The following is a 20,055-nucleotide window of genomic DNA, read 5'->3' as shown; positions in this document are numbered from 1 at the left end:
CGATGCAATCTGCTGCCGTGGGCCGGACGGACGCTCTCGACGAGAACCTCACCGAAGCCGTTGTCGACCTCGTTCTGCGCGGAATGTGGCGCGGGAGGCCCGAGTCCGACCATCGCCCCCTGGTCGACGCCGGGCTGGCCATGGTGAAGGGTCCGATGGTGCTGCCGACCGAGCCCGCCAGGGCAGCCGCGGCGCGGATCCTGCGGGTCGCCGCCGATTCCGAACAGGAGCAGCGGATCACCGCCGCCTACGAGGCTTTCCTGCCCGTCAACAGGACGCTCCGCGAGGTGTGCACGGCCTGGCAGTGCCGGCCCGACGGCACGGTCAACGACCACAGCGACAGCGTCTACGACGCCGGGGTGCGCGAGTCGCTGGAAGACGTGCACGAGGCCATCCAGCCCGTACTGCGCAGGCTGGACGGGCTTCCGTCGGGCAGCGGGAGTTATGTCACGGCGCTGGAGGAAGCCCTCGATCGGTTCGACGACGGCGCGGTGGAGTGGCTGGCCTCGCCCCTGTGCGACTCGTACCACACCGTGTGGATGCGGCTCCACCAGGAGCTGCTGCTGGTTCTGGGGATCAGCCGGGCGCAGGACGAGGCGCTCGAAGAGGAACTGGTCACCAGGAGCCGGGGTTGAGCATCACCGACCGCCACTCCGGCGTACCCACACAGGCGCACCCCCCTAGCCACGCCCTGGTGCCCTACGGCCAGGGACGGATCCGAGGGCTGGACGCCGGTGAACTGGGCACGCACGGCATCGCCATGGACCGGCTGGTTGCCCTCGGACTCCCAGTGGTGCCCGGACTGACGGTGCCGGCGGGCTCGGCCGCGTCGCTGTGCGAGCCGGGCACCGCCCGCACCGCCCTGGAACTCGTGGAGCAGCTGACGGGACGGCGGATCGGCGACCGGAGCAGGCCGCTGCTGCTGCGTCTGTCGGCGAGCGCGTCGACCGAGGTCGCCGGGCTGCCGCCGGAACTCGCCTGCATCGGTATCACCCCGGCCGACGCCGATGGCATCCGTGCCGTCATCGGCCGCGACGATGTGCTGTACGAGGTATGGGCGGCCACCGTCCGGATGATCGCGGAGTACGCCCTTGACGTGCCCGCACCGGAGCTCGACGACGCTTCGCTCGACGCCCCTGATGCCAGGGCCCGCGTCGACGCACTGCTCTCGACGGTCGCCCGGCATGCCGAGCGGCCGTACCCCGACGACCCGGCCGAGCAGCTCGCGCTGGCCGCTCGGGCGGTGCTGGGGCGGTGGGCCTCACCCCGGGCCAGGCGGTCCCGCAAAGCCCAGCGGCTCCCTGCGGAGCTGGGCATCGCACTGCATGTCCAGGCCGTGCGCATCGGGCCATGGGACCACTCCGGCTTCGGCACGGCGGTCAGCCGGCACCCCGACAGCGGCCGCTTCTCGCCGCAGGGCTCCTTCTTCCGGGGCGTACGCCGCAGCGCGCCGCCCCCGCGCACGGGCGAGCCGCTGGAGAAGCTGGGCGGGAGTTCCGCGCTGCTCGAGCACTCGCTGCTCACGCTCGAACGTCATCTGCACGCCCCGGTCACCGTCGACTTCGAGGTGCGCGACGGCGAGATCTCGCTGCTGGCCGCCTCGGCGCAGAGCCGCCCGCCGCTCCGTGCGGCGGTGTGCCTCGCCGCGGACCTGGCCGGGGACGGAGCACTCGACCGGGAAGAAGCCGTACGGCGGATCAGCCCCGCGCAGGTGCAGGAACTGCTGCACCCCCAGCTCCGGCTGACCGGCGGCGAGCAGCTCCTGGTGAAGGGACTGCCCGCCTCCCCGGGGGCGGCGACCGGCGCGATCGTCCTGTCGAGCGAACGTGCCCTCGAACTGGCCGCGGACGGCACGCAGGTCGTGCTCGTGGCCCATGAGACGACTCCCGCCGACGTCCCCGGGATGCTGGCCGCCGTCGCCGTACTCACCGGCAGCGGCGGCATCGCCTCGCACGCCGCCGTGGTGGCGCGGGGCGCGGGCAAACCCGCCGTGTGCGGCGCCGAGGGACTGCGCGCCGACCGGGCCGCCGGCACCGTACGGATCGGGGACCGGGTGCTGCGCGAGGGCGACGCCGTCTCGCTGGACGGCCGTACCGGAGCCGTCTACGAGGGGACACTGAGCGTCAGTGTCGCCGGACCACCGCCCGAACTGTCCACCCTGCTGGAGTGGGCGGACGGCATGCGCCGGCTGGGCGTGCGGGCCAACGCCGACACCGCCGCGGAGGTGAGCACCGCCGTCGCCCTGGGCGCGGAGGGGGTGGGGCTGTGCCGTACCGAGCACCAGTTCCTCGGCGACCGGCTGCCGCTGATCCGCCGGGTGATTCTGGCCGCCGACGCCGAGGCTCGAGACGAGGCGCTGTCGGCACTGGAAGAGGCTCAGCACGAGGACTTCAAGGCCCTGCTGGCCGCGGTGGGGGACCGGCCGGTGACCGTACGCCTTCTGGACGCCCCGCTGCACGAGTTCCTGCCTGCTGCCGGGGAAGCTCAGGACGCCGCCGAGGAACAGCGGGCCGCCGCACTGCGCGAGGCGAACCCGATGCTCGGTCTGCGCGGCGTGCGCCTGGCCCTGCTGCACGAGAGGCTCTACCCGGCGCAGGCCGAGGCGCTCTTCACCGCCTGGGCCGATGTGGCTGCCACCGGAGTCCGCCCCCAGCTCGAAGTGATGATCCCGCTCGTCAGCCTGCCGGAGGAACTGGCTGCCGCGGCAGCCTACGTACGGGGCGCCGCCGAGGCGGTCGCCGCCCGCACCGGCGTGGAGGTCCCGTACCGGCTCGGCACGATGATCGAGACACCGCGGGCCGCGCTGCTGGCCGGCGAACTCGCCGAACACGCCGAGTTCTTCTCCTTCGGCACCAACGACCTCACCCAGCTCACCTACGGATTCTCCCGCGACGACGTCGAGCGCCAGGTACTCGCCTCCTACCAGGAACGCGGGTTCCTGACGGCCAGCCCGTTCGCCCGGCTCGACCCGCACGGGGTGGGCGCGCTGATCGCCCTGGCGGTGGAGCGGGCTCGGAGCGTACGCCCCGACATCAAGCTGGGCGTGTGCGGTGAGCACGGCGGAGATCCGGAGTCCATCGCCTTCTGCGACGGCCTGGGCCTCGACTACGTCTCTTGTTCCGCGCACCGCGTGCCGGTCGCCCGGATGGCGGCGGCCCACAGTGCCGTGCGGGAGCAGCGCGACGAGAGCGGGAGCGCACGATGACGAGCACCGTGACCGATAGCACGGCCCTGTCGGACGCCGAACTGGACGACCTGCGCGAGACCGTACGGTCGGTGTGCGCCGACGCGGGCGGTACCGCCGCGGTGCGCCGGCTGTCCGAGCATTCCCCGGGCATCGACGCCAAGTTGTGGGACACCCTCGGCGGGCAGGTCGGCCTCGCGGCCCTCGGTCTGCCCGAGGCGGCCGGAGGCATCGGCGGCCTCGCCGAGATCGCCGCGGTCTGCGAGGAGTTGGGCCGGACACTGACGCCGGTGCCCCTGTTGTCGTCCACCGTGCTGGCCGGGCAGGTCCTGGCAGGCTGCGGCACGGCCGAGCGGGCACTGGAGGAGCTGGCCGAGGGCAAGGCGCACGCCCTCGCGGTGGCGGCACCTGACGGGGTGTGGCGGCCGGACGCCGTGCCGGTGGCCGTCACCTGGCGAGGCGGCGTCCCGCTCCTCGACGGCACCGCTCCCTTCGTACTGGACGGTGCCGACGCCGAAGCGCTGGTCGTCGCCGCGGCCGGGGCCGACGGCCTGGACCTCTTCCTCGCCGACCCGCGCGAGCCCGGAGTGACCGTCCGCCGCGTACCCACCCTGGACCTCAGCCGCGGACAGGCGGTCGTCTCCTTCTCCGGCGCCCGTGCCCGGCCCCTGACCGCCGGGGGCGAGGGAGCGGACATCGTGAGCCGCGCCCTTGACGTGGCCCTGGTGGCCCTGGCCGCCGAGCAACTCGGCGGAGCGCAGGCCGCGTTGGACATGACGGTGGCCCATGTACGGGACCGCACACAGTTCGGCAGGGCCATCGGCGGCTTCCAGGCGATCAAGCACACCTGTGCCGACATGCTGCTTCAGGTCGAGGCCGCGCGGTCGGCGGTGGTGCGCGCCGTCCGGTCGGCCGACTCTCCCGAGGTGCTGGCCGAGGCGGCGGCGGTGGCGCAGGCGTGGTGCGGCGAGGCGTTCGTGTTCGTGGCCGCCGAGTGCGTCCAACTGCACGGCGGCATGGGCTTCACCTGGGAGCACGACGCGCACCTGTATTTCCGGCGCGCCCAGTCCGACGCCGTCCTGCTGGGTGGCGCCGCACACCATCGGGAACGGTTGGCGGGACTGCTGGGCTGGTGACTTCACCCGCGGTCACAGCACCACCGCACGACGACCGTGCAGGGAACCGCACGACGACCGTGCAGAAAAGGGTAGGACGGCATGATCAGCAGACTCATCGATGAGGACCTGTTCGAGAGCGTGAATCCACCGCGCCTCACGGGCGCGCGCTGCTCCGGCTGCGCCACCGTGGTCTTTCCCCGGCAGGACTCGTGCCCCAAGTGCTCGGACGGAGCCATGTCCGCGCATGTGCTGCCGGTGAGCGGGCGGGTGTGGTCGTGGACGCTGCAGGCGTTCCAGCCCAAGCCGCCGTACCGGCCGCCGGCCGGGGGCTATCGCCCGTACCACGTGGGCTATGTCGACCTCGGTGAGGTGCTGGTCGAGGCGCGGCTGGAGGTTCCCCGCGCCGAGATACGGATCGGGCTGCCGGTCCGGCTCACCACGGTGACCGCCTACCGCGACGAGGACGGGACCGAGGTGCTGACCTTCGCGTTCCGCCCGGACGGGGATCCGGACGGGGATGGGGAGCGATGAGCCGGAGCGACGAGGTCTATGTCGTCGGCTGCGGAATGCATCCCTTCGGCCGCGACGAGAGCGTTACCGGGATGGACATGGCCGAGCGCGCGGTACGCGAGGCCCTGGCCGACGCCGGTGTCGCCTGGGAGGACATCGGTTACGCGGCGGGCGGCTCCGACGTGTCCGGCAAGCCCGACACCCTGGTCGGCCGTCTGGGCCTGACCGGTGTGCCGTTCGCCAACGTACAGAACGGCTGCGCCACCGGAGCCTCGACGGTGCTCGCGGTGGCCAACGCACTGCGCGCCGGCGAGGCCTCGCTCGGACTGGCCGTGGGCTTCGACAAGCACGAGCGGGGCGCCTTCAACGTCTCCGCGGCACGCTACGGACTGCCCGACTGGTATGCCGAGACCGGCATGATGCTGACCACCCAGTTCTTCGCCCTCAAGACTCAGCGGTACTTGCACGAGCACGGGATCTCGGAGCGGGCGCTGGCGAAGGTGGCCGCGCGGGCCTTCCGCAACGGCTCCCAGCACCCCCTGGCCTGGCGGCGCAAGGAGCTGACGGAGGAGGAGATCCTCAACTCCGCCGAGGTCAGTCCGCCCCTCACCCAGTACATGTTCTGCTCGCCGGGGCAGGGCGCGGCGGCTCTGGTACTGGCGCTCGGCGACCGTGCCTTCGACCTGTGCGAACGCCCCGTAAAACTGGCGTCGTTGGCCTTCAGGACCAGACGGTTCGGCTCGTTCGAGGTGTTCTCGCCCTGGCTGCCGCCCGGACCGCACCGCAGCCCGAGCGTCGACGCCGCGGAGGCTGCCTTCCGCACGGCGGGGCTGCGGCCCGCGGACGTACAGGTCGCCCAACTGCAGGACACCGACAGCGGATCGGAACTGATCCACCTGGCGGAAACCGGACTGTGCGGCCACGGCGAGCAGGAGGAACTCCTCGCCGACGGGGACACCGATCCCACGGGCCGGATCCCGGTCAACACCGACGGCGGTTGCCTGGCCGGTGGCGAGCCCGTCGGCGCCTCCGGACTGCGCCAGTTCCACGAGGTCGTACGGCAGTTGCAGGGCCGGGCGCCGGGTGTGCAGGTGCCGGGTGCTCCCCGGGTCGGCTTCACCCATGTGTACGGGGCGCCCGGGATCAGCGCCTGCTCGGTACTGACGATCTGAAAGGCGGCAAACGCACCATGTGGCACGGCGACAGAACCGCACTGGTCACCGGCGGAGCGCGCGGCATCGGCCTGGAGATATGCCGACAGCTCGCGGACGGGGGGCTGCGGGTCCTGGTCGGGGCGCGAAGTTGGGAGGCGGCCGAGGAGGCGTGCCGCGCCATCGGTCCGGCGGCACTGCCGCTGGCCCTGGACGTGGCCTCGGCGAAGAGCGTCGCCGAAGCGGCGCGGGAAGCCGGGGAGTTGACTGGCGGGATTGACGTCCTGGTGAACAACGCGGGAGTGTCCCTGGACGGCGACCTACGGCCCCCGTACCTCGACGAGGAGATCCTGCGCACGACCCTGGAGACGAACCTCGCGGGTGCCTGGCGCATGGCGGAAGCCGTCGTGCCAGGCATGGTGGAGACCGGCTACGGACGGGTCGTCAACGTCACCAGCTCATACGGCTCGCTGGCGCTCATGGACTCCGGCCGCCACCCGGCCTACCGGATCTCCAAGACCGCCCTCAACGCCCTGACCCGTATGCTCGCGGCCGAACTGGCCGGCACAGGCGTCCTGGTCAACGCCGCCGATCCGGGCTGGACCCGCAGCGGTATGGGCGGTCCCGCTGCCCCGCGCGGTCCGGAGGCCGGCGCGGACACCCCGGTCTGGCTGGCCACCCTCCCCGAGGGCGACGGGACGACGGGCAGGTTGTTCGCCGACCGCAAGCCCCTGCCCTGGTGAACTGGACCTGGTGAACCCCCTCAGCTAGAAGCCGCGGCCGGCTTCTGCTCGGCGGTGACGATGCGCAGCGCCAGCGACCTGACCGCCTCCTGTACGGACCGGGAGGGCAACTGGGACAGCGGCCCGCCTTCCGCTCGCAGCGCGGTGACCAGGATGGTCGTACTGATCAGCGTGCGGACAGCGAGGGCCTGTGCCGCGTGCCGTGACTTGGCCGCCCGGGGACTGCGCGTGGTGCTCTCCGGCAGGTAGTCGTACGCCCGCTGGATGTGCCGCTGCTCGAACTCGTCCCGCAACACCTTGACGTTGCCGTTGGCCGAGGAGATCTGCACCTGGTACAGCCGGGCCTCCTCCGGGTTCTGCTCCACCCAGTCCCACACCGCGTCGATGACCCGCAGCAAACCCTCCGCACTACCCGGCTCGGACTCCGGACGGGCCGCCTCCACCACCGCGTTGAGCTGGTCGAAGACCCGCCGCATGGCGAGTTCGAGCAGCTCCTCCTTGCCGTCGAAGTGGTAGTAGACGGCCGTGGGTACCACCTGGGCCTCGTCCGCGATGTCCTGGATGCTGGTCTCCGCGAATCCGTTGCGGCCGAACACGCGCACGGCGGCAGTGATGATGTGCTGCCGTCGCGAGGGGCGGTGGGCGGGCTGCTTACCGTTCTGCGTGGTGGCCATCATGCTCCCTGGCGGCTGCCGCGACCCGCGTCTGTGTGGGCCCTGTTCACTGACCATGCTATCCAGTAACTCCGGCAGGTCGATGGCGTAATTCCTGCTGCGCGTGTGCCGTCGGAGTACGAAGATCCCGGCATACTTGACACCATGACGACATCCGGAGCCCGCGCCGCGCACCGTCCTTCGCGCAAGCAGTGGGTGATCGAAGCGGCCACGGAGCTGTTCGCCACCCAGTCGCCGGACGAGGTGACGGTTGCCGACATCGCCGCTCGTGCGGAGATGACCTCGGCAGCGGTCTACTACCACTTCTCCTCCAAGGACAAGGTGCTGGTGGAGGGGATGCGGGTGTTCGCCACCGCGCTGCGCGAAGAGCTGCACGCGCTCACGGAGGCCCACACGCCCGGCTCGCCCGTCGGACCGACCGTCACCGCTCTGGTGGCCTGGCTGGGCGAACACCGTTCCGCCGCCACCGTCTTCTTCACGTCCTCGGCCGGCATGAGCCAGGAGGCGGAGGCGCTGCGCCACGAGAGCCGGACGCAGTTGCTGGAGGAACTGGTACGGCTGACCCGCAAGGCCCGGGAGTCGGTGTCCGATGCCGAGGCCGCCGTCATCGCCCTGGGCCTGTTGTCGCTGCTGGAGACCTCGGCGATCTCGCAGGTACGCGGGGACGACGTCTACCGCTCGCTCGGACACCGCTCGTTCGTCCGCGAGGTCGGCCGCCTCGCCGAGCGGATCGCCGACCCGGCGGCGGCCGAGTAGCCCAACCAGGATCCGCTCTCCGCCCAGGATCAGACCAGCAGCCGGAGCGGCTTGCGCAGCAACTCACCGACCGTGCGCAGATACTCGGCCGCCGGTGCCCCGTCGACGGCACGGTGGTCGAAGGTGAGGCTCAGGGTGAGAACCTGTGTCCGCAGCGGCCGGTCGTCCACCCACTCGACACCGTCCCTGAGCCTGCCCACGCCGAGGATGGCGACATTGCCGGGGTTGACCACGGGGGTGAAGAAGTCGACGCCGTATCCGCCCAGCGAGGTGACGGTGAAGGTGGCGCCTTCCAACTGGGTCGGCGAGATCCGCCCCTCACGCGCGGCCTCGGCCAGGGTTCTCGACCGGCGGGCGATCTCGGGCAGGGGCAACTCCACCGCGTCCTCGATCACGGGGACCATCAGGCCGCCCGGCACGGCCACCGCGAAGCCGAGGTGGATGTCGCCGAGCAGATGGATGCCGTCGTCCCGCACCGTCGCGTTGAGCAGCGGGTGTTCGCGTAGGGCCAGTGCGGCGGCCTTGAGCAGGAAGTCGTTGAGGCTGGGGACGGGCAAGTCGCTGTCGGCCCATTCCTCCTTGAGCCGGGCCCGCAAGGACACGACGGCGTCCATCCGCACCTCGTAACCGTGCGTCAGCTGGGCCATCTCCTGGAGGCTGGCATGCATCCGGCGGGCGATGGTGCCGCGCATTCCGGTGAGGGGGAGGACGTCCCCCGGTTGGGGCACCGCCTTCGGACGTACGGGCGCCGGTGCGGGCGTCGGGGTCACGGCGTCGAGGTCTGACCTGCGGATCTTGCCGCCCGGACCGGTGCCGTTCACCCCTGACAGATCGATGCCGCGCTCCTTCGCCAGCCGGCGGACCAGGGGCGAGACAGGGGTGACCGCGTCGCCGTGCAGGGCAGCGGCGGACGGCACCTGTGCCACCGGCGCGGCGGCAGCGGCGGCGAGAAAGTCCTCCACATCCTCGGAGACGATCCGGCCTCCGGGCCCGGTGCCGCGTACGGCGGTGATGTCCACGCCGGCCTCGGCCGCCACGCGCCGGGCGTTCGGCGAGGCGAGGAGTCGACCTCCGTGACCGACGGAGGCCGTGCTGCTGTTGAGGGATGGCGCCGCGGAGCCATGGCCGCCGTGACCGGAGGGTGTTGCGCCGTTGCCATTGAGTGCCGGGGCCACGGAAGCCCTGTCGGCATCGAATCCCAACGCCGCCGAGCCATTGCCGGCATGACCGGACGGTGACGCGACCGCTCCGGTGCCGTTGATTGCTGGGGCCACGGAAGTCCCGCCGCCATCGAATGCCGACGCCGCGGAGACAGCGCCCACGGCCACGGACTGGGCGGCCGTACCACTGGACCCGGATCCGGAAGCCATCGGCGTACCCCCCGGCTCCGGCGGCTGCTCTCCTTCGGCCAGCAGCCAGCCGATGAGCGCCCCCGCCGGGACGGTCGCCCCGACCGGAACCACAGGGTGGAACAGTCCACCGGCCTCCGCCTCGACGTCCACGTCGACCTTGTCGGTGGCCAGCCGCAGCAGGGCCTCGCCCTCCGAGACGGCCGTTCCGGTGGGAACGAGCCACTCGTCGATCGTGCCTTCCTGCATGGTCAGGCCGATCTTCGGCAGCAGAACCTCGACCGCCACTTCGTCACGACCTTTCGAGGAGACGGCGGCACCCTTGTGCGATGCGGGCGCCATCGGGGACGTACGCCTTCTCCAGAACGGGGGAGAAGGGCACGGGGGAGAAGGGGGCGCCGATGCGCAGGACCGGTGCGTCCAGGTAGTCGAAGGCCGCGTCCTGGATCTGGGCGGCGATCTCCCCGCCGAGCCCGCCGAAGGTGACGGCTTCGTGCACGACGAGGACCCGGTTGGTGCGGCGTACGGAGGCGATCATGGTCTCGGTGTCCAGGGGCTGGACGGTGCGGGGGTCGATCACCTCGATCTCGACGCCCTCGGCGGCGAGTTCGTCGGCCGCGGCGAGGGCCTCGCCCACCATGCGGCCCAGCGCGATGACGGTGACGTCGGAGCCCTGGCGCGCGGTGTGGGCCTGGCCGAGCGGGATGCCGTAGATCGGCTCGGGCACCTGGCTCTTGCTGCCCAGCAGGACCTTGTTGAGCATGACGACGACCGGGTTGTCGTCCCGGATCGCCGAGACGGTCAGGCCCTTGGCGGTGTACGCGTCGCACGGCATGACGACCTTGAGGCCGGGCACATGCGCGAGCCAGGCCTCCAGGCTCTGGCTGTGCTGGGCTGCGGCACCGAGGCCCGCGCCGGAGGCGGTCGTGATGGTGAGCGGCACCGAGAGGGCGCCGCCGAACATGTACTTCATCTTGGCGGCCTGGTTGACGATCTGGTCCAGGCAGACGCCGATGAAGTCCATGAACATCAGGTCGACGACGGGGCGCAGACCCCGGGCCGCGGCGCCCACGCCGAGGCCGACCAGGGCGGCCTCGGAGATCGGGGTGTCGATCATGCGGCGTGGGCCGAACTCATCGAGGAGGTTGTCGAACATGCGGAACACGCCGCCGTATCCGGCCACGTCCTCGCCGGCGACGAAGACGTTCTCGTCCTCGCGCATGGCCTGTGCGAGTCCTTCGTTGAAGGCCTTGACGTAGGTCAGTTCGCGGGCCGTGGCGTCCGGGGCGACGGCGGGTGCTTCGGTGATGGTGGTCATGGCGGTCACCCCGAGTAGACGTTGAGGAGCAGGTCGGCGGTGTCGGGCAGCGGGCTGGCCTCGGCGTACGCGATGGCGTCGGCGATGTCGTCCCGGGTGCGCTGCCAGGTGTCGTCCAGCTCCGCGCGGGTGGCGGTGCCGTCGGCGAGGGCGCGGGCTTCCAGCAGGTCGATCGGGTCGCGGGCCTTCCACTCGGCGACCTCCTCGTCCGAGCGGTAGGGGTGGCGCAGTCCCTTGACGCCCTGATGGTCGTAGAAGCGGTAGGTCTTGGCCTCGATCATCATCGGACCCTCGCCTGCCCGGGCGCGTGCGACGGCCTCGGCGGCGGCCTGGTGGACGGCGGCCGCGTCCATGCCGTCGACGATCACGCTGGGCATGCCGTAAGCCGCCGCCCGGTCGGCGACGTCTGTGATCAGCATGTGCTTCGACTGGGGGGTGAACTCGGCGTAGCCGTTGTTCTCGCAGATGAACAGCACCGGCAGGCGCAGTACGGCGGCCATGTTGGCGGCCTCGTGGAAGGTGCCGATGTTGGTCGCGCCGTCGCCGAAGAAGGAGACGGCGATGCTGTCCTCGCCCTTGTAGTGGGCGGCGAAGGCGGCGCCGACGGCGATCGGGATGCCCGCGCCGACGATGCCGTTGGCGCCGAGCATGCCGAGGGTGAGGTCGTTGATGTGCATGCTGCCGCCGCGTCCGAGGCAGGCTCCGGTGACCCGGCCGTACAGCTCGGCGTACATGTGCCGGAAGCTGACGCCCTTGGCCACGGCGTGCCCGTGTCCGCGGTGGGTGGAGGTGATCTGGTCGTCGTCGCGCAGTGCCGCCATCACGCCCGCGGCCACGGCTTCCTGGCCGACGTACAGGTGGAGGAAGCCCGGCAGCTTGCCGGCTTCCATGAGCTTGCCCGCCTCGGTCTCGAACAGCCGGATGCGCACCATGCGCTCGTGCAGGTCCCTGACGACCTGCGCGGATGCCTGGTTCGCGGCCGGATCGGCCGACTTCTTCCGGGCCCTTGATGGCCTGGCTGTGCTTGATGCGCTTGATGTGCTTGAGGCCCGTTGAGCCATCGTCCGCCCCTTCGCCCGAGGGAGGTGTGCCGGTGTGCCACGCATTCGGACTTTGTTGTGCCGGTCTACAGTAAGTAGCAGTGGGCACCTTACTGAACAGGCTCTCTAATTACTACGCCTCTGTCCGATCCGGCCCCGGATCGTCGCCCCGGCCGTCGACCAACTCCACCGTGTTGCCTTCCGGGTCCGCCCAGAAGCTGATCCGCCGCCCCCGTGCCCGGACGACGACCGGGGACGACAGCGGGCGGGCACCGGCAGCCGGCAGTGCGGCGACGACCGGCGCGATGTCCTCCAGGTGGAACGTGAGATAGGACAAGCCGCGGCGTGCGGTCAGCGGCACGGCCGGCGGGGCGGGGACGGGTGCGGCACTCACCCGAGGCTGCACCAGCTTGATCCGCCCGCCGGAGGACGTCCCGGGCGCCGCCCCGACGGGCACCTGAAGCCATACGACCAGAAGCGGTCCGCCCAGCCCGGCGGGGCCACCGATCGACTGCGGGATGTGCGACCGGTGCACCGGGACGCAGCCGAGCGCCTCACGATAGAAGCGCTCCATCAGTTCCAGGTCGCGCACCACGACGCCGGCCTCGAAGGGTTGAGTCATCGCCGCCCTCAGGGCGGCCCTGGCCGGATCGGGCGCGTCATGGGTCACCGGACCACCTTCCGTCGGGCCATTACCCACCGCACTCCCGCAGCTGGAGCCGATCCCTAGAAAGATCCAGTCGGGCCAGGGTTACCCTCGCAGCGGATAGCGAAGATGACCTGCGGAATGTCGTGCAGCCGACTTCGGCACTTTCTATTGACACACAACACTAACTCCTGTTGTTGTGGCGATCGCAGCGGAGCTGTAGCACCAGAACCCTTCACCAGCTCGCGGCTGGGAGGATTGAGGACATCGTGGTCCAGATCAATTCACCGGAGACCCGGGCGGCAGGCGACGAGCGTCCCCTGCCGCCGCCCGCCCCGGAATACCACTCATGGATCGGCCAGAACCACGCCACCGATGCCGCGAGCGCGGCCATGCGGCAGGACGCGGCCGAGCTCGCCGAGCGCGTCATCGAGCACTACCGCAACAACACGACCCATGAGGTCGAGGAGCAGTGGACGGAACCGGTCGACAACTACCTCGACGCCGACCGCTGGCTGCGGGAGATGGACGCCGTCCACCGGAGTGTTCCGCTCCCCCTCGCCATGTCGTGCGAGCTCCCCGGACCAGGCACCTACAAGGCGCTGGACGTGCTCGGCATGCCGGTCCTGATCACCCGGGACCGCAAAGGCGTCGTGCACGCGATGATCAACGCCTGCCGGCACCGTGGCGCCGAACTCGTCGAGCCGGGCTGCGGCGTGGCGAAGCGCATCACCTGCCCCTACCACGCCTGGTCGTACGACCTTTCGGGCGAGCTGCGCGGCGTGTACGCCGAGAAGACCTTCGGCGACGTACCGCGCGAGAAGCGCAGCCTCGTACAGCTCCCCGTGGGTGAGCGCGCCGGCATCGTCTTCGTATCACTGGACCCCTCCGCCGAGCACGACCTGGACGCCTGGCTCGGCGATCTGCAGCCACTGCTGGAGGGGCTCCGCTTCGCGGACTGCCACCACTACGGCACCCGCGAGCTGACCAGCCCCAACTGGAAGGTCACCCTCGACGGGTACCTGGAGACCTACCACTTCGCCTCGCTGCACACGAAGACGGTCTTCGAGACGAACTTCTCCAACATGATGGCCCACGACACCTGGGGCCCCCACCAGCGCCTCGGCGCCGCCCTGCGACCCGTCGCCGACGTGGTGGACCTGCCGCCGGACAAGCGTGACCCCGGCGACGTGGTCGGAGCCATCTACTGGCTCTTCCCCGGCCTGGCCATCGCCGGCACCTGGCGCAACAAGATCGCCGTCTCCATCGTGATCCCCCGAACGGCCACCGAATCGGTGACCCAGCAGATCATCCTGCTGCGCGAGCCGGCCGTCACCGAGGAGGAGCGGCACGCCGCCGACCAGTTCGGCGAGTGGTTCTACGAGGTGGTCCGCGACGAGGACTACGCGACCACCTACGGAGTGCAGCGGGGACTCAAGGCCCTCGCCGGGACCGACTTCGTCTTCGGACGCAACGAGCCCGGACTCCAGCACTTCCACCGCACCATCCACCGCCTCCTGGACGAAGCGTCCAGATGACGAACTCTCAGAACTCGCAGGAGAACAGCATGGTGGCTACTGGCAGCCTCGACGGACGTGTCGCGGTGATCACGGGCAGCACACGCAGCATCGGCCGCGCCATCGCCGAGGCCTTTCTGGCCGACGGCGCGACGGTCGTGATCAGCGGCCGTTCGGAGCTCAAGGGCAAGCAGGCCCTGGAGGAGATGGACGCCGGGGACCGGGCGGTCTTCCACCCCTGCGACGCAAACAGCCAGGAGGACATCGAGGGGCTGGCGGACTTCGCCGCGGAGCGCTTCGGCCGCCTCGACATCTGGGTCAACAACGTCGGCGGCACCTCGGGCTTCGCCCCCGTCCACGAGCTCAGCGACGAGGCCTGGCACAACGCCCTCAACCTGAACCTCAACGCCTACTTCTACGGCACCCGCCGCGCCCTGCCGAAGATGCTCGCGGGCGGCTGGGGCCGCGTCATCAACATCTCCTCCGTCGAAGGCAAGCAGGCCAACAAGCCGGCGATCAGCCACTACATCACCAACAAGCACGCCATCCACGGTCTGACCAAGGCGACGGCCTTCGAGTACGGCACCCAGGGCATCACCTGCAACGCCATCTGCCCCGGCGCCGTCGACACCGACCTGATGCGGGCCGCAGGCCCCGCTGCGGCCGAGGCCGAGGGCATCTCGTACGAGGAGTGGCTGGGCCGCTTCGCCGAGCACGCCGCCACCAAGAAGATCACCACCGTGGAGCAGATCGCGGGCGTCGCCTCACTGCTCGCGAGCGACGCGGGCGCGGGCATCACGGGCACGCTGATCAGCGTCGACGGCGGAACGGCGCAGTGGTGAGCGAGGGAACGGACGGCGGGAGACCCATCGCCATGAAGCACTGGATCACCGACTGGCAGCGCAGCGAGCGACTGCCCCACTACACCCGGGCCAACGCGGGCGAGACCCTGCCGGAGCCGGCCAGTCCGCTGGGCTGGTCCCTGATCTGGGGGCGCGGTCTGCAGGGCTGGCGCCGCGGCTTCGTCGAGTTCGGCATCTACCGCGGGGACGAGATCACCGGCGACCGGCCTCCCTTCGTGGGAATCTTCGGCGGCTACTTCTACCTCAACCTGTCGCACCTGCGGCTGTTCGGCATCCGCATGGGGCAGACCGCGGACGACATCGACGCGGCCTTCGTCGGCCAGCGCTCCGACACACCGGTGTACGTGCCGCATCCCGACGACCAGGATCCGGAACTGACGGCCAAGGCCGGGGGGACGCTCCAGCGGATGCTCGGCCAGGCCGACTACCCGCAGGGCGACGCCGACCAGGAGCGGCTGCGCCGGATCCGCCGCGAGCGACCCGATCTGGCGTCCCTGTCCGACGTCGAGCTGGTGGCGTACGCCCGCTCCTTGCTGGACGAAGTGGAGACGACCTTCCAACGGCATGTCGAGACCTCGCTGCCCGCGTCGGTCGGACCGGCGATCCTCGGCCCGCTGTGTGCGAGCGTGGACCGTCCGGGAACCATGCTGGACCTCATCAGCGGTCTCGGTAATGTCGATTCGGCCTCCCCCTCGACCGGGCTGTGGACGCTGTCCCGTCAGGTCGTGGCCTCGGCCGAGCTGACTGCGCTGTTCGACCAGGGTCCGGCCGCCGTGGAACGGGCGCTCGACGGGGCGAGCGGGGACGTGAAGGCGTTCCGCGACTCCTTCGAGGAGTTCCTGGCCGCCTCCGGCGACCGCGGGCCCAACGAGTGGGACATCCACGCGCTGTCCTGGGAGGCCTCGCCCGTCCAGGCGCTGGCCCTGGTCGACCGGGTACGGCACAGCGCCGACGACGACTCCCCCGCCGAACGTCACCGCCGGCTGGCCGAGCGGCGCGAGCAGCTCGCCTCGGAGATCCGGGCCCTGCTCCCGGAGGACGTGCAGCCGATGTTCGACGCCGGAATGCACGCCGCCCAGGTGTGGATCCCGGCCCGCGAGCGCACCAAGGCGAACTGTGTGACCGTCATCAACGAGATCCGGATGACGGTACGTGAACTCGGCCGCCGCGGCGTCGAGGCGGGGCGCTTCGCCCGGCCGGAGGACGTGATGATGCTGCTGGACACCGAACTCGACGACTATGTCGCCGACCCGGAGTCCTTCGGCCCCGTCATCGCGCAGCGCCTCGAGGAGTACGCCGGGCTGCACGAGCTGGAGCCGCCGTTCTTCGTCGCCGGTGACGCGGAGACCGAGGTCGACAGCTGGCCGCGGCGTGCCGAGGGGCGGACCGAGGCCGCGATCGAGGGCGATGTGCTCAGCGGAGTGGCCGGCAGCCAGGGGACGTACACCGGAAAGGTCCGCGTCGTCACCGACCCGGCCTCCTGCGAGGCGCTGGAGCCGGGCGAGGTACTGGTGGCGCCGATCACGGACGCGGCCTGGACCCCGCTGTTCCTCGTCGCCGGAGCCGCCGTCGTGGATGTGGGCGCGCTCAACAGCCACGCCGTCGTGGTCTGCCGCGAACTCGGCATTCCGGCCGTCATCTCCGTCGAGGGCGGTACGCGACGGCTGCGGGACGGCATGGTGATCACGGTCGACGGCGACAAGGGAACGGTCACCGTGGACAGCGTCCCGGCGGCGCTCGTCATCTGAACCGCCGCGGGCCCGTCGCTTCCCCTGACAGGGGCGACGGGCCCGCGCGCATGACCCGAGAAACCCGAGAAGAGGACCACCGTGTCAGAGGAAGTCATCGTCGCCGGCTGGATGGACTACGAGCCTGGCGACCGCGACACGATGCTGGGGCAGCTGGTCGAACTGGGGCACCGGACTCTCGAAGAAGAGCCCGGTTGTCTGGACTACGCCATGACCGCGGACCCGAGCGACGAGCGACGGATCCGCGTGTACGAGCGGTGGGCATCCCAGCAGGCTCTCGACGAGCACTTCACCACCCCGCACATCAAGGACTTCCGGGCCGCCGTGGCCGGGCTGACCCGCGTGGGCGTCTCCTTGCAGGCCCACGTGGTGGCAGCGTCGCGCCCCATGCGCTGACGGCGAAACCCCCTGCGGTTACGCGGAATCGCTCAGCCGGACGAGCATCTTGCCGACGTTGCCACCGTCCAGCAGGGACAGCAGCGCCCCGGGAGCGTTCTCCAGGCCGTCAACCACCGTCTCGCGCGCGGTGATCCGGCCCGTACGGAGCCAGCCCGCGACCCGCTCCTCGAACTCCGGCCGCAGATCCTCGTGGTCGCGGACGATGAAGCCGCGCAGGGTCAGCCGCTTGAGCACCGCCTGGATCAACTGGTTGATGTCGGCCGACCGCCGGTTGCTGCCGGCGGACCGCCGCTCCCCGCCGAACTGCGACATCATGCCGCACAGGGCGACCCGGCCACCGGTCCGCAACGCGTGCAGGGCGGCGACCAGTTGCTCCCCGCCCACGTTGTCGAAGTAGACGTCGACGCCCTCGGGCGCCATCCGCGCCAGCGCCTCGCGCACCGGCTCGGCGCGGTAGTCCGCGGCGTCGTCGTAGCCGAACTCCTTCACCAGCAGGGCGCACTTGTCCGGCCCTCCGGCGGTCCCGACGACCCGCTCCGCGCCCAGCAGCCGCGCGAACTGCCCGGCGGCACTGCCCACGGCCCCGGCCGCCGCCGACACGAAGACGGTGTCGCCAGCGCGTATCTCGGCGATCCGGGCCAGCCCGACGTACGCGGTGAAGCCGGTCTGCCCGAGCAGCCCCAACCATGTGGGCAGCGGCGCGAGTTCAGGATCGATACGACCGGCGCCGTCGGTGTCCGAGGCATCCAGCACGGCCCACTCCCGCCAGCCCAGCTGGTGGCGCACATACGCCCCCGCCGGCACGGACGAACAGCGGCTCTCCTCCACGACACCCAACGCCCGGCCGTCGAGCGGCGATCCGGGCGTGAAGTTGTGCGTGTAGTGCTTCTCGGTGCTCTCCAGCCGCCCGCGCATGGACGGGTCGACGCTCATGTAGAGGTTGCGGACGAGCAGTTGACCCTCGCCGAGGGACGGGAGCGGGCGTTCCTCGACGGCGAAGTCACCGGGGACCGGCTCTCCGTCGGGCCGGCGCACGAGACAGACCACCCGGGTCGTACGGGGCGTCACGGGGTCACTCCTCCGGCTGCTCGGGGACGCGCCGCCGGGCGAGGCGGCCCACCCAGCCGGCCATCTGGAGGTCGGCATGGCGCAGTTCGCCCGACTGCCAACGGGCCTGGAAGTCGAAGATGCCCCGTGCTCCGGTCTTCGGGTCGGTCACCTCGACCAGACCGTCCTCGGTGAGCCGGTACACATGCCCGGTCAGCGGGTGGATCACTTGCTTGGACATGGGGCTCACTCCTGCACTCGGCGGCGTACGCCGCGCTTGGTCACGGTCACCGGGCCCTCGACCCGGAGCCGGCAGGCGAGCCGGGTCAGGCCGTCCACGGGTTTGCGCAGGGCTTCGATGCCCTCGCGTTCCAGCGGGTCCACGGGGGAACAGTTCTCGGTGCCCTCCTCGACCGCTACGAAGCAGGTACGGCAGGTGCCCTTGCCACCGCAGACGGTGGGCCAGCGGTATCCGAGCCGCTGGGCGGCGCTGAACAGGTCTTCGCCGTCGAGCACTTCGAGTTCGACGCCGGAGGGCCTGACCGACACACGATGGCCCGCCACACGGTGCGTCACGTGTTCATCCACCGGTCGAGCGTCTGGTTGAAGTGGCGGATGCGGCTCTCCTGGTAGTTGGCCAGGGTGATGCCCGGCTTGCGCATCGCCTTCAGCCCCTGCTGGACGTAGGGGAGGTTCTCGCAGTCCTGGTCGAAGACGGGCCCGAGGACACCGAGTTCGGGGATGTCCGCGAAGAGCATCTCCTCCGGTACCCAGCGGATCTTGGCCGGGGGCGGCATCTCGCCGGGCTTCTTCGGGGCCGACATGAAGATGATCTCGGCGGTGCAGGAGTCGGGGTCGAGACCGTTGGGCCTGAACCGGTAGATGATGTTGGACTTGGCGCCGCCCCAGGGGTTGAAGTTGGGGAACAGCAAGTAGTTGATGGCGTCCAGGAGTTCGGTGTCGGCGGTCTGGGAGAAGTCCTGGGTCGAGGTGGCCGCCAGCTGTGCGCGCATCCGCTCGGCGAGGACCTGGCGGGCGGTGCCGCCGGCCGGGATCGCCGGCATCTCGTCCCCCTCCTGCATCACCAGGTCACGGCCCTGGGCCGCCGCGTAGAACGCACGCGAGTCGTAGAACGTCTCCAGGACGTCCTCCTCCGTGACGGAGTCCGCCACGTGCGGGCTGGGGGCACCCTGGATGTTGATCATGCGGTTCCAGTTGGGCTGGTCCGCCATGACGTCGTACTGGGAGTTGGCGTCCGCCAGCCACGGCAGCATCTGCGGGTGGGTGGCGATCACATGGAAGGACTCGATGAACGCGTCCTGGGCGACCTTCCAGTTGCAGGGCAGCACCTTCGCGATGTGCAGCGACTTGTAGCGGTCCTCCAGCGGCCAGATGTAGTACTCGTCGAAGGTGCCGCGATAGCTCTCGAAGGACTCCGCGTACGGATCCATGTTGATGAAGACGAAGCCGCGCCAGGTCGCCACCTGGGCCTCGGGGAGCGCGAACTTCTCCGGGGTGACGTGCGGGAAGTCCCAGGCGCAGGGCGGGGTCTGCATGGTGCCGTCGAGGTTCCAGGTGAAACCGTGGAACGAGCAGCGGAACTCGCCGACGTTGCCGCCACTGGTGCGCAGTTTGCGGCCGCGGTGCAGGCACACGTTGACGTACGCGCGGATCTCGTCGGGGGCCGTCCGTACGACGATCAGCGAGTCGTCGCCGATCTCGTAGACCTCGTGGTCGCCGACCTCCGGGATCTCGCTCTCCAGGCAGGCGAACTGCCACACGCGCCGCCACACCTGCCGCATCTCGCGCTCCGCCCAATCGCGGGAGACGAAGCGCGCGGAGTCGATGTCCTCGCTGCCGATGTAGTCGTTCCTGTCATGCCTCAGGGCGGCGGGAACGGGGCGGCTGTCCTGGTCGAGGTAGTCCTGGACGCTGGGCCCGGGGCACCGCGCGGCGACCGACTCCGACGTTTCGTCCATCATCTCTCCTCCG

20 protein-coding genes are annotated in these 20,055 nt (G+C 70.7%); 11 read left to right on the top strand and 9 right to left on the bottom strand.

Translation table 11 applies throughout. The annotated features are described in order from the left end of the window. Positions 1-2 precede the first annotated feature (2 nt). The 6 genes from OHT21_RS01360 to OHT21_RS01335 all read left to right on the top strand — a co-directional run bounded on the left by OHT21_RS01360 (position 3) and on the right by OHT21_RS01335 (position 6,706). Positions 3-635: a hypothetical protein gene (locus tag OHT21_RS01360; protein ID WP_328766259.1), complete on the top strand. Its 633-nt coding sequence runs from the start codon at positions 3-5 to the stop codon at positions 633-635. Next, complete coding sequence (locus OHT21_RS01355) at positions 632-3,205, top strand: putative PEP-binding protein (protein WP_328766258.1); 2,574 nt, start codon at positions 632-634, stop codon at positions 3,203-3,205. The genes OHT21_RS01360 and OHT21_RS01355 overlap by 4 nt, the downstream gene beginning before the upstream one ends. Beyond that, positions 3,202-4,320, top strand: a complete 1,119-nt coding sequence (locus OHT21_RS01350; protein ID WP_328766257.1) for an acyl-CoA dehydrogenase family protein — start codon at positions 3,202-3,204, stop codon at positions 4,318-4,320. The genes OHT21_RS01355 and OHT21_RS01350 overlap by 4 nt, the downstream gene beginning before the upstream one ends. An 81-nt stretch (positions 4,321-4,401) precedes the next feature. Then, positions 4,402-4,833, top strand: a complete 432-nt coding sequence (locus OHT21_RS01345) for a Zn-ribbon domain-containing OB-fold protein (protein WP_328766256.1) — start codon at positions 4,402-4,404, stop codon at positions 4,831-4,833. Beyond that, the gene (locus tag OHT21_RS01340) at positions 4,830-5,984 is read left to right on the top strand and encodes a thiolase family protein (RefSeq protein WP_328766255.1); all 1,155 of its coding nucleotides are present in this window, start codon (positions 4,830-4,832) and stop codon (positions 5,982-5,984) included. Before OHT21_RS01345 ends, OHT21_RS01340 begins: the two co-directional genes overlap by 4 nt. A 17-nt stretch (positions 5,985-6,001) precedes the next feature. Further along, the gene (locus OHT21_RS01335) at positions 6,002-6,706 is read left to right on the top strand and encodes an SDR family NAD(P)-dependent oxidoreductase (protein WP_328766254.1); all 705 of its coding nucleotides are present in this window, start codon (positions 6,002-6,004) and stop codon (positions 6,704-6,706) included. A 20-nt stretch (positions 6,707-6,726) separates the two neighbouring features. Here the strand turns inward: OHT21_RS01335 and OHT21_RS01330 are convergent, their stop codons facing one another. Next, positions 6,727-7,383, bottom strand: coding sequence for a TetR/AcrR family transcriptional regulator (locus tag OHT21_RS01330; protein ID WP_328766253.1), 657 nt, complete (start codon positions 7,381-7,383; stop codon positions 6,727-6,729). 141 nt (positions 7,384-7,524) lie between these two features. Between OHT21_RS01330 and OHT21_RS01325 the strand changes: the two genes are divergently transcribed. Then, complete coding sequence (locus tag OHT21_RS01325; RefSeq protein WP_328766252.1) at positions 7,525-8,136, top strand: TetR/AcrR family transcriptional regulator; 612 nt, start codon at positions 7,525-7,527, stop codon at positions 8,134-8,136. A 29-nt stretch (positions 8,137-8,165) separates the two neighbouring features. Here OHT21_RS01325 and OHT21_RS01320 read toward each other — a convergent pair whose 3' ends face one another. The 4 genes from OHT21_RS01320 to OHT21_RS01305 form a co-directional block, all read right to left on the bottom strand. Next, complete coding sequence (locus OHT21_RS01320) at positions 8,166-9,773, bottom strand: 2-oxo acid dehydrogenase subunit E2 (protein ID WP_328766251.1); 1,608 nt, start codon at positions 9,771-9,773, stop codon at positions 8,166-8,168. A 4-nt stretch (positions 9,774-9,777) separates the two neighbouring features. Then, positions 9,778-10,803 (bottom strand): alpha-ketoacid dehydrogenase subunit beta, encoded by a 1,026-nt coding sequence (locus tag OHT21_RS01315; RefSeq protein WP_328766250.1) that lies wholly within the window; start codon positions 10,801-10,803, stop codon positions 9,778-9,780. A 5-nt stretch (positions 10,804-10,808) separates the two neighbouring features. Further along, positions 10,809-11,864, bottom strand: coding sequence for a thiamine pyrophosphate-dependent dehydrogenase E1 component subunit alpha (locus OHT21_RS01310; protein ID WP_328766249.1), 1,056 nt, complete (start codon positions 11,862-11,864; stop codon positions 10,809-10,811). A gap of 112 nt (positions 11,865-11,976) precedes the next feature. Further along, the gene (locus OHT21_RS01305) at positions 11,977-12,513 is read right to left on the bottom strand and encodes a VOC family protein (RefSeq protein ID WP_328766247.1); all 537 of its coding nucleotides are present in this window, start codon (positions 12,511-12,513) and stop codon (positions 11,977-11,979) included. 245 nt (positions 12,514-12,758) lie between these two features. Between OHT21_RS01305 and OHT21_RS01300 the strand changes: the two genes are divergently transcribed. The 4 genes from OHT21_RS01300 (at position 12,759) to OHT21_RS01285 (ending at position 17,013) form a co-directional block, all read left to right on the top strand. Next, a complete protein-coding gene (locus OHT21_RS01300) occupies positions 12,759-14,027 on the top strand; it encodes an aromatic ring-hydroxylating oxygenase subunit alpha (protein WP_328766246.1) in 1,269 nt (422 codons plus the stop codon). Continuing rightward, positions 14,024-14,848: an SDR family NAD(P)-dependent oxidoreductase gene (locus tag OHT21_RS01295; protein WP_328766245.1), complete on the top strand. Its 825-nt coding sequence runs from the start codon at positions 14,024-14,026 to the stop codon at positions 14,846-14,848. Before OHT21_RS01300 ends, OHT21_RS01295 begins: the two co-directional genes overlap by 4 nt. 32 nt (positions 14,849-14,880) lie before the next feature. Beyond that, on the top strand, positions 14,881-16,617 hold the full coding sequence (locus OHT21_RS01290) for a PEP-utilizing enzyme (RefSeq protein ID WP_328766244.1): 1,737 nt from the start codon (positions 14,881-14,883) through the stop codon (positions 16,615-16,617). Positions 16,618-16,698: 81 nt separating this feature from the next. Beyond that, on the top strand, positions 16,699-17,013 hold the full coding sequence (locus OHT21_RS01285; RefSeq protein ID WP_328766243.1) for a putative quinol monooxygenase: 315 nt from the start codon (positions 16,699-16,701) through the stop codon (positions 17,011-17,013). A gap of 18 nt (positions 17,014-17,031) precedes the next feature. On the opposite strand, the gene OHT21_RS01280 is transcribed toward OHT21_RS01285, so the two are convergent. Genes OHT21_RS01280 through OHT21_RS01265 form a run of 4 tightly spaced genes read right to left on the bottom strand, consistent with a single transcriptional unit; the run spans position 17,032 to position 20,045 of the window. After that, a complete protein-coding gene (locus OHT21_RS01280; protein ID WP_328766242.1) occupies positions 17,032-18,084 on the bottom strand; it encodes an NADP-dependent oxidoreductase in 1,053 nt (350 codons plus the stop codon). 4 nt (positions 18,085-18,088) lie between these two features. Beyond that, positions 18,089-18,304, bottom strand: a complete 216-nt coding sequence (locus tag OHT21_RS01275) for a transposase (protein WP_189322789.1) — start codon at positions 18,302-18,304, stop codon at positions 18,089-18,091. A 5-nt stretch (positions 18,305-18,309) separates the two neighbouring features. Next, positions 18,310-18,639 carry a 2Fe-2S iron-sulfur cluster-binding protein gene (locus tag OHT21_RS01270; protein ID WP_246567836.1) on the bottom strand — a complete coding sequence of 110 codons (330 nt, stop codon included), beginning with the start codon at positions 18,637-18,639 and terminating at the stop codon, positions 18,310-18,312. Beyond that, the gene (locus OHT21_RS01265; RefSeq protein ID WP_328766239.1) at positions 18,636-20,045 is read right to left on the bottom strand and encodes an aromatic ring-hydroxylating oxygenase subunit alpha; all 1,410 of its coding nucleotides are present in this window, start codon (positions 20,043-20,045) and stop codon (positions 18,636-18,638) included. Before OHT21_RS01265 ends, OHT21_RS01270 begins: the two co-directional genes overlap by 4 nt. Positions 20,046-20,055: the final 10 nt, after the last annotated feature.

The organism is Streptomyces sp. NBC_00286 (assembly GCF_036173125.1).
In the GTDB taxonomy this organism is placed as follows: Bacteria; Actinomycetota; Actinomycetes; order Streptomycetales; family Streptomycetaceae; genus Streptomyces.
This window is presented reverse-complemented; position numbering and strand designations above follow the sequence as displayed.